General features: G+C 37.2%; 12 protein-coding genes and 1 riboswitch. Of the genes, 3 read left to right on the plus strand and 9 right to left on the minus strand.

From position 1 onward, the window contains the following. Nucleotides 1–25 precede the first annotated feature (25 nt). Nucleotides 26–334, plus strand: a complete 309-nt coding sequence (locus ACE1TG_RS18210) for a hypothetical protein (RefSeq protein WP_375053835.1) — start codon at nt 26–28, stop codon at nt 332–334. A gap of 17 nt (nt 335–351) precedes the next feature. Here ACE1TG_RS18210 and ACE1TG_RS18215 read toward each other — a convergent pair whose 3' ends face one another. The 4 genes from ACE1TG_RS18215 to ACE1TG_RS18230 form a co-directional block, all read right to left on the minus strand. Beyond that, complete coding sequence (locus ACE1TG_RS18215) at nt 352–1,155, minus strand: VLRF1 family aeRF1-type release factor (RefSeq protein WP_375053836.1); 804 nt, start codon at nt 1,153–1,155, stop codon at nt 352–354. A gap of 66 nt (nt 1,156–1,221) precedes the next feature. After that, a complete protein-coding gene (locus ACE1TG_RS18220) occupies nt 1,222–1,536 on the minus strand; it encodes a DMT family transporter (protein ID WP_375053837.1) in 315 nt (104 codons plus the stop codon). Continuing rightward, nucleotides 1,536–1,871: a DMT family transporter gene (locus ACE1TG_RS18225; protein ID WP_375053838.1), complete on the minus strand. Its 336-nt coding sequence runs from the start codon at nt 1,869–1,871 to the stop codon at nt 1,536–1,538. Before ACE1TG_RS18225 ends, ACE1TG_RS18220 begins: the two co-directional genes overlap by 1 nt. 51 nt (nt 1,872–1,922) lie before the next feature. Further along, nucleotides 1,923–2,024, minus strand: a riboswitch (guanidine-I (ykkC/yxkD leader). Nucleotides 2,025–2,077: 53 nt separating this feature from the next. After that, nucleotides 2,078–3,361: a hemolysin family protein gene (locus ACE1TG_RS18230; protein ID WP_375053839.1), complete on the minus strand. Its 1,284-nt coding sequence runs from the start codon at nt 3,359–3,361 to the stop codon at nt 2,078–2,080. Between the two features lie 95 nt (nt 3,362–3,456). On the opposite strand from ACE1TG_RS18230, the gene ACE1TG_RS18235 reads away from it, so the two are divergent. Further along, a complete protein-coding gene (locus ACE1TG_RS18235) occupies nt 3,457–4,026 on the plus strand; it encodes a YitT family protein (protein WP_375053840.1) in 570 nt (189 codons plus the stop codon). A gap of 43 nt (nt 4,027–4,069) precedes the next feature. On the opposite strand, the gene ACE1TG_RS18240 is transcribed toward ACE1TG_RS18235, so the two are convergent. The 5 genes from ACE1TG_RS18240 to aceB all read right to left on the minus strand — a co-directional run bounded on the left by ACE1TG_RS18240 (nt 4,070) and on the right by aceB (nt 11,023). After that, a complete protein-coding gene (locus ACE1TG_RS18240; protein WP_375053841.1) occupies nt 4,070–5,578 on the minus strand; it encodes a BCCT family transporter in 1,509 nt (502 codons plus the stop codon). A gap of 215 nt (nt 5,579–5,793) precedes the next feature. Continuing rightward, nucleotides 5,794–6,384 carry a nitroreductase family protein gene (locus ACE1TG_RS18245; protein WP_375053842.1) on the minus strand — a complete coding sequence of 197 codons (591 nt, stop codon included), beginning with the start codon at nt 6,382–6,384 and terminating at the stop codon, nt 5,794–5,796. Between the two features lie 151 nt (nt 6,385–6,535). After that, nucleotides 6,536–7,726 (minus strand): C40 family peptidase, encoded by a 1,191-nt coding sequence (locus ACE1TG_RS18250; RefSeq protein ID WP_375053843.1) that lies wholly within the window; start codon nt 7,724–7,726, stop codon nt 6,536–6,538. Nucleotides 7,727–8,181: 455 nt separating this feature from the next. Beyond that, the gene (aceA, locus tag ACE1TG_RS18255; RefSeq protein WP_375053844.1) at nt 8,182–9,462 is read right to left on the minus strand and encodes an isocitrate lyase; all 1,281 of its coding nucleotides are present in this window, start codon (nt 9,460–9,462) and stop codon (nt 8,182–8,184) included. Continuing rightward, nucleotides 9,452–11,023 (minus strand): malate synthase A, encoded by a 1,572-nt coding sequence (gene aceB, locus ACE1TG_RS18260; RefSeq protein WP_375053845.1) that lies wholly within the window; start codon nt 11,021–11,023, stop codon nt 9,452–9,454. The genes aceA and aceB overlap by 11 nt, the downstream gene beginning before the upstream one ends. Nucleotides 11,024–11,422: 399 nt before the next feature. Here aceB and ACE1TG_RS18265 point away from each other — a divergent pair, with 399 nt between their 5' ends. After that, nucleotides 11,423–12,448: an FUSC family protein gene (locus tag ACE1TG_RS18265; protein ID WP_375053846.1), complete on the plus strand. Its 1,026-nt coding sequence runs from the start codon at nt 11,423–11,425 to the stop codon at nt 12,446–12,448. Nucleotides 12,449–12,614: the final 166 nt, after the last annotated feature.

The following is a 12,614-nucleotide window of genomic DNA, read 5'->3' on the forward strand; positions in this document are numbered from 1 at the left end:
TTGCCGGGGCAAGGAGGCTGAGGTCGTGCCCATGGAAAGCGAAGTATTCTGCCGGAACGAATTTAAGCACTCAACTATCATTAGAATAATAAAATATCTTCACTATGTCGAGGTTTATATCAATTACATATTAGATTTAGCCATTGAAAATGAACGATCCAAACAACTTATCCTGTTATTATTCGTCTTTAAGGTAGAAATTCTAGTTATGTCCCAGCCTCTTTTTATAATCATCGATTTATCTCTGAAAAAGAATATGGATACGACTTATTTCGTATTATCTGTCGATGTTCACGCTGTTCTGTTGATGTTTCTACCCGCACTCACTCTGTAATTTTAACCTACTTCGACTTAGCCAAATACTTCTTCCAGAACCTTTTCTTCATCATGGTCAAGCATATTTTTATGAATAACTTGATCAACTGACTTGTTCATCTGGTCTTCTAGCTCGTGTGATGCGTCAGATTCACCTACAACATAAATCTTCTCCCACCCATGGTCTTTTGCTTTCTTGTCTAATTTTGGTGCAATACTTTTATACCAACGTTGTTTATTTGCTTCATATCGATCCCTGAAATTTTCCTGCTGCAGACTTTTACCACCAGATCCCATGGATGCATCTGCTTTATGTGGACCTGAAAATTGCCGCCAATCATCTGTATTAATATCAAGTTCGTAGTAGATTGTATCCTCTATTTCATTAAGGTGCGTTTCCATTACTTTTATTTGATTTTGCTGTACAAGGATAATTCCGGATTTCGGAAAGTTATCCTTTAGTTCTTTAAGTTGTTCAATTTTTGCTGTTTCTTCCCAGAAAAATTCCGTTTTCAATCGCATTTGAACACGTGCTGCATACCAGACATCTTCATCAGCAGTTGCAAATAAGACAATGCCCTTTCTAAAGTGCTGTTCATTAGCATGCACGTACTTTTCAACCTTTTGCTTTATCAGTTGAAAATTCTTAAGTTCTTCCTTGTTATCATCTTCTTCCAAATAGCTTTCAAAATTCCGCAGACCATTTTTCAGATGTATTTTCCACTCTCCCGCCTGTTGCTCCGGGTCAGAAGGGTCTGTATTAAGATACATGGAAAACACCTTGTTCGCACCGTCTTTTCTAACATTCTCCAGTTGTTTAATTTGCTCGTTAAGATTCATTAGATATCGGCACTCCTTTCAATTCCTTAATTTACGTGTATCCGATATCAGAAAAAGTTAAACATACTAAGAAGTCAGTTTCAATCCAACTGCTGCTGAGAGAACCATGCTTATAAATAATAGCCTGCGCCAATCTCTTGATTCGCCATATAAAATCATTCCAATTATAGCACTTCCAACCGTACCGATTCCGGTCCAAATTGCATATGCAGTACTCATTGGAATAGAATCCATTGCAATTGTCAAAAAGATAAAGCTTACCACAAATCCGCCAAACAACCACCCAAACGAAGAAACGCTCTTCTTTTTATTGACCATATTAATTCCCATTACTCCTGCCACTTCGCCAAATCCAGCAATCAGTAAATAAATCCAGCCCATTATACACGCTCCCCTTCTTGCTCAGTGGTAATTGTTTTAAGTCCGATAACACCAGAAAGCAATAGTATAATCAATAAAATTTTCACTAAATTAAACGGCTCACCAAACAACACGATTTCTAAGATAACTGTCCCAGCAGTACCCATTCCGGTAAAAACTGCATATGCCGTACCTACCGAAAGCTTTCTCGAAGCAATAATTAATAAATGCATACTCAAATAAATACTAAAGGCAGTCAGCACCCATGTTCCCACACTCGACGCATGCTTTAAGCCGATTACCCATCCTATCTCAAAGAGTCCAGCCAATAATACAATATTCCAGCTTCGATTCATTTCACTTAACACCTCCAAAAAAATCCCAGGAAAATATCCATCGATAAGATATCCTCCCGGGATTTTGTCCCTCCGTGTACACGTTCATCGTGCGTTTTCTCTCGGACCAGACCAATCTTAATTGCGGATTGCGGAACCCTAGAAAACTTTTATACAATTACTCACATTATAACAAGCTAGATGCAAAACGTAAAAGGTAAGGTAAGCTAATTTTTCGTTATTTTTACCTTTTTTATCTGGTAACCATCAATCTCTTCAACAATAAACTTATACCCTTCCTCTTCAACAACTGTCCCCTTTTCCGCATCTACGTTATGTGTTATGATCCAGCCGCCGATTGTGTCGACCTCATCGTCCTTCAGATCTGTCCCAAAATAGGCATTAATTTCATCCAGCAGGACTTTTCCTGCAACAATTGACGTATTTTCATTTACTTTTTCAATCATTGGTTTTTCGTTGACATCAAATTCATCACGTATTTCACCAACGATTTCTTCAAGGATATCTTCCACTGTTAAAAGTCCAGCAGTTCCTCCATACTCGTCAATTACAATTGCCATATGAATACGTTCTTTTTGCATTTTAACCAATACTTGTTTAATTGGTGTGACTTCAGATACATGAATTACCGGACGAATGAACTTTTCAATTGAATCATGTTTGTGATTAATGTGTCCAGTGAATATCTCCTTCAAGTTCACTAACCCAACAATGTGGTCCTTATCTCTATCTGCTACAGGATACCTAGTGTATTGCCCTTCCTGTATTACCTCAATATTTTCATCGAAGCTATCTTCTTTAAAAAAACAAATCATTTCGGTACGCGGTATCATAATTTCTTTGGACAGACGTTCATCAAACTCAAAGATATTGTTTACATACCGCATTTCCGATTGATTAATTTCACCACTCTTGTAGCTTTCAGACATAATTAACCGCAATTCTTCCTCAGAGTGTGCGACCTCCTGTTCATTGATCGATTTAAAACCTATCAATCGTGTGAGAAACCTGGCAGATCCATTTAATGACCAAATAAACGGATACATAATTTTATAAAAGAAAATAAGTGGTCTTGCCAAAGATAATGTCACCGCTTCTGCCTTCTGTATAGCAATAGTCTTTGGTGCTAATTCCCCTACAACTACATGTAAAAAAGTAATAATGAAAAAGGCAATTGCAATTGATATACCATGAGAAACTGCCGAATTTATTTCTATTTTATCTAAAACCGGCTGCAAAAGACTAGCTACAGCAGGTTCGCCAAGCCATCCAATACCCAACGCTGTAACAGTTATCCCTAATTGACATGCAGATAAATAAGCATCCAGATTATCAATCAGTTTCCTTGCATGCATAGCTTTCCTATTTCCTTCTTCAATAAGGTGATCAACACGTGTTTTACGCACTTTTACAATAGCAAACTCAGTTGCTACAAAAAACGCAGTCAACAAAATTAAAATAGCCACTAATAGTAAATTTATAATTGCCATTGAAAATCCCCTCACGTTTTACGGATAAATTACTTAATTGATACATACCTTTTCATAAGGATAAATATGGACAAGATATGTGGTGAAATTCGTATATGCTAAAAAAAATAATATCTATCTTATTCGGTGGTTTTTTCATTGCAATCGGTATTAATTATTTTGCTATTCCACACCATTTAGTAGATGGCGGAATAATTGGATTGGGTCTTATTGCCAAATACACACTTGGGCTAAAACCGGGCTTAACAATTATTGTATTGAGTCTGCCATTATATATTTATGCCTGGTTTCATTTTCGCTCCTACTTTTATAATGGATTACACGGTTTATTGGTGACTTCACTACTTATTGATTATTTTCACCCCTTATCGACATGGCATACTGCCCCAATATTAGTTAGCGCAATTACCGGAGGTTTTCTGATTGGAACCGGTATCGGAATAATGCTATTAACTAAAACCAGTACTGGCGGCGTTGATCTTTTAGCATTAATGATTGCAAAGTCAACCTCACTCAATGTTGGGATCATTATCTTTATTATTGACTGTATTGTTATACTGTTTGGCTGGACTGTCATTCAGGAGACAACTATTATTTTCTCAAGCTTAATGGTTACCATGATTGGATTAACAACTTTTACGATTACAAAGTATTATGCTAGTTAACAATAAGCAGCTAAAAGAAAATTTCTCTTAGCTGCTCCGATTTCTATTTATCATTATCCTTAGGTACTGGTTCCTTCTTTATCATTTTAATAAACGCTCCAACAATTATGAGCAAAATAATCGTGAATGGCAGTGCGGATACTAGAGATGCTGTTTGTAGGGCATCCAAACCACCTCCACCTGCAAGTAATAGCACAACAGCTATAGCAGTAATAAGCACTCCCCAAATTATTTTCACAGTCAGTGCTGGGTTCAAGCTGCCTTTTGACGTCATACTACCTAGAATATATGTTGCTGAATCTGCAGATGTAACTAGGAATGTAAAAATTAGGAATATCGACAGCAACGACAAAATAGTTGCTAAAGGTAAATTACCAAATGCTTCAAATAATGCAACAGTCATATCCGCGTTTACAGCTTCAGCAATTTTCGTTCCATTAAATAAATCACTATGAATCGCTGTGCCGCCAAGGGCTGCTATCCACAGGCATGCAATTAGTGGTGGGACCACCAGTACACCGAACACAAATTCGCGAATTGTTCTGCCTTTTGACACCCGTGCAACGAACGCACCTACAAATGGTGACCATGCTGTTGACCATGCCCAATAGAATACTGTCCATTCCCGAATCCAAGTTTCTCCTGAATATGGTGTTAAGCGCAGACTATACCGAACAAAATTTGTTATGTAATCACCCAGACCTAATACAAACGTATTCAGGATAAAAACGGTAGGTCCGACAGCAAAAACAAAAGCTAGTAATACTAGACATAAAGCCAAATTTAAATTACTCAGCCATTTAATCCCCTTATTTAACCCCGTACTTGATGAAATTAAGTAGGTAACAAGCATGACTCCTGCAATTGCCATTTGTACCCAAATCGAATTTGGGACATCAAATACACTCTTCAATCCGCCATTCATTTGCATAATACCAAGTCCCAGCGAGGTTGCCACACCCATTACAGTCGCAATAACTGCTAACGAGTCGATGGTTCCACTTAACCCTTTGTTCTTACCAACAACCGGTTGGATTGCAGTGGAAATCAAACCTTTCTTTTCTTTTTTAAACTGCAGGAATGCTATTACCAAACCTACTATTGCAAACACCGACCACTGACTAACACCCCAATGGAAGAACGCATAACCCATTGCAATTCTAGCTGCTTCCTCTGTTTGGGCACCAATCTCCGGAAATGGTGTTTCAAAGAAATGGCTCATTGGTTCGGCAACACCCCAAAATACCAGGCCTGCACCAAACCCTGCTGAAAACAGCATGCCAATCCAAGTGAAAAATGGATATTCAGGACGTGAATCCTGGTCTCCAAGACGAACTTTTCCATATTTGCCGAACGACAATCCAACTAAAAATATAACAAAGATAAATACTGCCAGAGAATAAAACCAACCAAAATTAATGGTTGTAAATAAAAATAGGTCGCTTGCCACTTCTCCAAACTTTTTTGGCATGATAGCACCGATAATTACTAATAATGATACAAAGATTGCAGATACGAAAAATACGGGATTTTTATAAGTATGTTTTTCCATAATTGTTCCTTTCTTGTGATAGTATTTTGGTAATATAGGATTATAATAAATAAGGGAGAAAAATTAAGGGATATCATATGTAATTTAACCCGAAATGGACAACTCTAAACGCCTTATTTTAATTACATCAACTCCTTTTAGGATAGTAACATTTTATAAAAGGCTAATGGAAGACGAAAAATGGCCCCCACCTATTGGAGACCATTTTTTGCTTGTTATAATTTTTCTGCAAAAGTTCCCTCCGAAATGAATGTATCAATTTCATTACGGTCAGAAGGTTTTTCTCGCTCCTGTAATTGTTGTTGTAAATCTTCTCTTTCCCCTTGATAACCAATCGCAACAATAGCATGAACCGAATAATTTTCAGGTATATTTAGGACTTCTTTCGCTTTAGCTTTGTCAAATCCACCCATAGCATGTGTTGCCAAGCCGTTTCGAGCTGACTCCAAGGCTAAGTAGCCCCATGCAGCACCTGTGTCAAAAGCATGTGAAGGATTATCTCCTCCCATAAATTCTGCATCATTTTTAGAAACAACAGCTATCAATACCGGTGCATCTTTACACCATGCTACATTACCATCAAAGATGAACGAATGAAACCTTCCATGATCTACCTCTGTACGTGCAACTACAAACCGCCATGGCTGAACATTTGCCGCTGATGGTGCCCATCTTGCTGCCTCAAAAACTGTGTTCAATACATCTTCAGGAACTTCCTTATTTAAAAATGACCTTGGTGACCATCTCTTAATAAAGATAGGATCAATATCATGAGATGCTTTCCGATACTCTTTTAATTCATACATTGGTATGTGTGCCTCCTCTATTTATCTATCTGCTGTTAATTAATAGTTCCGCAAACAATTATACAAGTCATACTTACTTTTTGTAACTAATATGCTCGCATAAAAAGATCTACCCAATTTGGATAGATCTTTTTGATATTAAAATATTAAATTATCTTACGCGCCGTACATGTCCGGCAAAGTGACTTTTCCAATAGCTGTTATTCATGCTTGCGATTGCCAGCCCAGTACTATTTTGTGAACCTATGAATTTACCATTTCCTAAATATATACCGACATGACCATTCGTTTTATAAGTATTAAAGAATACTAGATCACCTGGCTGAATATTACTATAGGATACTTTGGTGCCAGTATATTGCAATTGAGCAGTACTGGAAGGTACTGAAATTCCAGCCTGTGCGAATGCCCATGATATAAATCCAGAGCAATCAAAACCACTTGGCGAGCCCCCACCCCAAACATATGGAGTTCCAAGATATGGCATTCCTGCATTCATCACTTCACTAAGACTCCCACTAGGAACTTTCTCTTCTCTTTTACTTAGAGTTGTCAGATCCCCGCCATTAGAGCTTGAAGATGACTCTGAACTGCTATGTACATTTCCTGAACGCTGATCAACTTCCCGATTGATTGTTACAAGACTTCTCTTCTTATCCTGCAAATTCGATTTCAGCGCTCTAAGGTTCTGTTCTTTTTCTTTTAACTTCTTTTTAACTGCTTCATTCTGTTCCTTTTGTGCAAGGATGGTATCTTTCATACCTTCTAATTCTTTTTTCATTTCCTTTAATTCATCAAGCTTTTTCTCAGCAGATTCTCTTTTTTCTTCTAGAACTGCCTTATCTTCTTTTTGTTGTTGCATAAGTTTATTGTCTGATTCAGCTATTTTTGTAACAGCAGAAACTCGACCAATCAAGTCACTAAAACTTTTAGATCCAAAAATTACCTCTAGATAGTTAACGTCTCCACCGTTTTTTTGATAAGAAACAATACGATCTTTCAAAATTTCATTACGTACCTTAATATCTTCTTCCAAATCGTTAACTTCATGTTCAATTGTTTCTATCTCATTTTTTGTATCTTTAATTTTATCAGCAGTTTCATTCATTTTATTCTTATTTTGTTCCAGAGCGCTGTTAACACTGTCTATTTTTTCGTTTAAATCCTCCAACTCTATCATTACATCGGCTATCTTCTCCTCAGCTTTTGATAGATTGGCATTTATTGTAGAACGTTCAGATTGTGAGTTATTCGGCGTCTCAGCATAAACAGAATCAGTTAAAAACGTACTCCCTAAAATAACCACACCTGTTGTGGCTATTATACTTATTGTTTTTTTCATCTTTCTATTCCCCCGCTTCCGTTTTTCTTTATGTAAAATATTTCTCGATTTTGTGGGTAAATTGCAATAATTTGATAAATAATTATAGATTATGTATCTATCTTTTTAGGTAATTCGTATTATATCATCTAAAAATGACATGAATGTAATAGAAATATTACAATTGTATTTCATTTTTTATAGTGTTTTGTAATAAAGAGGCGATACGCACAACAACAGGCAAACTAACCAATCCTTAAACTGAAAATACTTTTCTAATAACAAGGTAATTATTGTTCTTCATACTGCAAAATACCCATGATTCTCATCTAGTTCCTGATTTAGGATATAAATTCCATTATAAAACTTGGCTAATAACCAAGTTAGCCAAGTTTTATACAGTGAAAAAAAGTATTTCTTCTTTCTAAACAATCACAAAAAGGACACTCCCCCCGAAGAAAGTGTCCTTGAAATTTCTATTTAGTAAACTGTTCTTCTTCCGTTGACCCCTTTAACGCTGAAGTTGATGATTCTCCACCAGATATTACCTGAGCCACTTCATCAAAATATCCAGTACCAACTTCCCTCTGATGACGTGTGGCACTGTACCCAAAATCTTCACTGGAAAATTCAGCTTGCTGCAATTCAGAGTATGCTGCCATTCCGTTATCTTTGTACTTTCTTGCAAGTTCAAACATGCTATGGTTTAGTGCGTGAAACCCTGCCAACGTTACAAATTGAAATTTATAGCCCATCTGTGCAAGTTCATCCTGGAAACTCGCCATTTCCTGCTCAGAAAGTTTGCGCTTCCAGTTAAAGGATGGTGAACAGTTATATGCTAAAAGTTTACCAGGATAATTTTCATGAATAGCATCGGCAAATTTTTGTGCCTCCTGCAGGTTTGGTTCTGATGTTTCACACCAGATTAAATCAGCATATGGTGCATAAGCTAACCCGCGGGCGATCGCCTGATCGATTCCTGCTTTTGTTTTGAAAAATCCCTCCGATGTCCGTTCACCAGTCAAAAAGGGCTCATCATATGGGTCAACATCACTTGTAATTAAATTAGCCGCATTAGCATCTGTCCGGGCAATAATTACAGTTGGTGTTCCCATTACATCTGCTGCTAACCGTGCTGAAATTAAATTTCGAACTGCTGTCTGTGTTGGTAACAATACCTTTCCACCTAAATGACCACACTTTTTTTCCGATGAAAGCTGGTCTTCAAAATGCACTGCTGAGGCACCCGCTTCAATCATGGACTTCATTAGTTCATAAACATTTAACTGCCCGCCGAAACCTGCTTCTGCATCTGCTACAATTGGCGCAAACCAATCGATCGAATTATCTCCTTCTGCATGATGGATTTGGTCTGCACGTTGTAATGCCTGATTAATTCGCTGTACTACATTTGGAACACTGTTGACTGGGTATAAGCTTTGATCCGGATACATCTGACCGGACATATTAGCATCTGCTGCTACCTGCCAGCCGCTCAAGTAAATAGCTTTCAATCCTGCTTTAACTTGCTGCACTGCCTGATTTCCTGTCAGTGCTCCTAATGCATTCACATAGCCACTATTACTATTCACCAAATTCCATAATTTTTCTGACCCTCTTTTCGCTAACGTATGTTCAATATCTATTGACCCACGCAAACGAACGACATCCTCTGCATTGTATGGTCGTTCAACATTAACCCATCGTAAATTCTGATCCCACTCACGTTTAATTTGTTCTACCCGGTTACTTTCCATTATTAATGTCCCCTTTCACTAATTGTTGATATGCTGGTATTGTTAAGAATTCAACAAAATCATCCCGCGCGATAAGATCCCTGAATAAACTGGAAGCTTCTTTATAATTTTCACTTTCAAATTCTTCTTGTACTATTTCGTCTATCATTTTCAATGTAACGTTCCGCTGATCTTCAAGGACTCCCTTCGGATGACGAATCCATTGCCATAATTGGGCACGTGAAATTTCTGCTGTGGCAGCATCCTCCATTAAATGATTAATTGGAACAGCGCCACGTCCCTGAAGCCAAGCTGTTATATATTGAATACCTACCGTTATGTTTGTTCGCACTCCTTGTTCCGTTATTTTTCCTTGAGGTACTTCCAGCAAATTTTCGCGTGAAACAACTACATCTTCTCGTTTCCTTGAAATTTGATTCGACTCTGGCATTCCTTTGTCAAATATATCTTTTACAAACTGAACCATTCCCGGATGTGCAACCCACGTTCCATCATGTCCGTCCGTTACTTCACGTTCTTTATCTGCACGAACTTTTTGAAATGATGCATCATTTGCCTTTGGGTCATTTTTTACTGGAATCTGTGCAGCCATTCCGCCTATTGCCGGTGCGTTCCGCTTATGACAAGTTTTAATCGCAAGTAAGGAATAGGCACGCATAAATGCAACATCCATTGTTACAGTAGAACGATCTGGAAAAAGGACCTCAGGATGCCTTTGGAACTTCTTAATAAAGCTGAAGATATAATCCCATCTGCCACAATTAAGCCCTGCTGAATGCTCACGTAATTCATATAAAATTTCATCCATTTCAAAAGCTGCTGTTATTGTTTCAATTAATACAGTAGCTTTTATTGAACCTTGTGGTATAACAAGTTCATTCTGTGCAAAGACAAATACATCGTTCCAAAGACGTGCCTCCAGGTGATTTTCAAGTTTCGGCAAATAAAAATAAGGGCCAGACCCACGACTTAACAATTCTCTTGCATTGTGAAAAAAATAGAGTCCAAAATCTACTAAACTAGCAGAAACCGGTTTACCGTTGATTGTAAGATTCTGTTCTTCAAGGTGCCATCCACGTGGACGTACCATTAATACAGCTGTACTATCATTTAACTTGTATTCTTTACCATTATCTCCCTTGAAATCGATCTTTTTACGAATGGCATCTTTTAAATTAATTTGGCCATTAACGACGTTTTCCCATGTCGGAGATGTTGCATCTTCAAAGTCTGCCATGAAGGCTTTGGCACCTGAATTCAGTGCATTAATAACCATTTTCCGATCAACCGGGCCAGTGATCTCAACCCGCCGGTCCAGCAGGTCAGTTGGTAATGGTTCAATTGTCCATTTGCTTTCTCGTATATCTTTTGTTTCCGGCAGAAAATCCAATTCCTGTTGACCATTTTGTAACTCGTTTCGAAGTTCTAACAACCTTTTTCGTCTTTCTTCAAAGTGAATATGAAGTTTAGCGATAAAGTTTAAAGCATCATCTGTTAAGACTTCATCAAATTTCTTACCCAATTGATTATTTATCCGTACTTTTTCATTTTTTGTCAGCATTTATTCACATCCTTTTTGTTATAATACAACAACTAATTATATATATTGTTATATAACAATATACCCAAAAAAAATTTACTCTTCCTTTTTTGACAGGCAATAATCACATTCTAATGTGTAGCTGCGATCGTCAATTTGCTTTCCGCACTCCGGGCAGATTGGGGTATTCAATGTATTTCCTCCTTTCTTTTATATAACAGATAAGTTTTTATTTAATTGTTATAAAACAGTTTATGTGTTTTATTTAGAAAATGCAACCCTTTTTTTTAAAAAAATTGACTAATCTTCGAGAACCAGTAGTGAAAGCCTTTGTTTTACAATTAAAGCAAAAAAAGATTTGCAAATTGGCTAAACTATGGAAGAATATGATATGAATCATAATTTGGAGTGAATCAGAATATGAAGCATTTTAATTTCCCTGGCAGCAGGGTTGTCAAAACTGGCGTGGCAATTTTTATAACTGCATGGATTTGTGTTCTATTAGAATGGCCGCCCGTTTTTGCCGTTATAACAGCTATTGTTACGATTGAACCAACTGTTTCAGACTCAATTAAAAAAGGACTTATTCGTTTTCCTGCCTCTGCAATCGGGTCGGCATATGCAGTACTATTTATATCTATTTTTGGTAATTCACCACTTACCTATTCACTTGCAGCTGTGTTTACAATTGCTACATGTTTCAAGTTTAAATTGCATGCAGGCTTGCTTGTTGCAACACTTACCGCTGTTGCAATGGTTGAGGTGATTCATAGCAATTATTTAATATCATTTTTTATCCGATTAGGTACTACAACTACTGGGTTAATCGTCTCGACCGCCGTCAATATGTTTGTTTTGCCGCCAGACTATACGAAAGACATTATCCAAAAGATACAGCAGATCAGAAAAAAAACAGGGGTTGTCATAGAAGAAGTATTTCGGGATATTTTGGAGGAGAAAGATAAGGAAATTGAGACTATTGATCAGAAGCAAGTTGACCAGCTGGATAAAACAATTCATCAAACAGAAACATTAATCCGTTTCCAAAGAGAAGAAACTAAATATCACCCTTTGGTTGGAACGGAAAAAGCTCAGTTCCAATCTGCGCAGGATCATCTATTTCGGTTACGGCTCATTCATTATCATATCGATAATCTAATTAATACACCGCTGAAAACTATTTCATGGTCAAAAGAAGAACGAACTGACATATTAAAAGCTGTATCAGAGCTATCTTATTCATTGCAAAATAAAACCAATTATACGTCTGCAAAACATCATAAGCAGCTCAAACAATTAACGGAAATTTTCTGGGATGACAATGAGGAGATAACTAAAAACAGTGATAGCCACCCTACTACTTTTCCTCCCGAGTTAATTATCTTATATGAACTCGTTTCCATTTATAACTTGGTCGAAAGATATTACAAAAAGCCAGGGACTTAACCTGAACTTTTCACTTTAAAGACGAATCATAACAGGTAAGAATGTTAGAATGGTCATTTTTTTATGGTTGGATTTAATACGTAGTTGATAAAAACTGCGAACTAATTATTATCAAGTTTGTGTGCTATTAAACCGCTCCGGAAATACATTTCGCTTTCCGTGGGCG

Origin of the sequence: Virgibacillus sp. JSM 102003 (genome assembly GCF_041949995.1) — a bacterium.
Classification (GTDB): Bacteria; Bacillota; Bacilli; order Bacillales; family Amphibacillaceae; genus Lentibacillus.

Excerpts from the sequence above, each read along its gene's own strand:
- ACE1TG_RS18215 (WP_375053836.1), bottom strand. The coding sequence starts at position 1,155 with ATGAATCTTAACGAGCAAATTAAACAACTGGAGAATGTTAGAAAAGAC.
- ACE1TG_RS18220 (WP_375053837.1), bottom strand. The coding sequence starts at position 1,536 with ATGGGCTGGATTTATTTACTGATTGCTGGATTTGGCGAAGTGGCAGGA.
- ACE1TG_RS18225 (WP_375053838.1), bottom strand. The coding sequence starts at position 1,871 with ATGAATCGAAGCTGGAATATTGTATTATTGGCTGGACTCTTTGAGATA.
- ACE1TG_RS18230 (WP_375053839.1), bottom strand. The coding sequence starts at position 3,361 with ATGGCAATTATAAATTTACTATTAGTGGCTATTTTAATTTTGTTGACT.
- ACE1TG_RS18235 (WP_375053840.1), top strand. The coding sequence starts at position 3,457 with ATGCTAAAAAAAATAATATCTATCTTATTCGGTGGTTTTTTCATTGCA.
- ACE1TG_RS18240 (WP_375053841.1), bottom strand. The coding sequence starts at position 5,578 with ATGGAAAAACATACTTATAAAAATCCCGTATTTTTCGTATCTGCAATC.
- ACE1TG_RS18245 (WP_375053842.1), bottom strand. The coding sequence starts at position 6,384 with ATGTATGAATTAAAAGAGTATCGGAAAGCATCTCATGATATTGATCCT.
- ACE1TG_RS18250 (WP_375053843.1), bottom strand. The coding sequence starts at position 7,726 with ATGAAAAAAACAATAAGTATAATAGCCACAACAGGTGTGGTTATTTTA.
- aceA (WP_375053844.1), bottom strand. The coding sequence starts at position 9,462 with ATGGAAAGTAACCGGGTAGAACAAATTAAACGTGAGTGGGATCAGAAT.
- aceB (WP_375053845.1), bottom strand. The coding sequence starts at position 11,023 with ATGCTGACAAAAAATGAAAAAGTACGGATAAATAATCAATTGGGTAAG.
- ACE1TG_RS18265 (WP_375053846.1), top strand. The coding sequence starts at position 11,423 with ATGAAGCATTTTAATTTCCCTGGCAGCAGGGTTGTCAAAACTGGCGTG.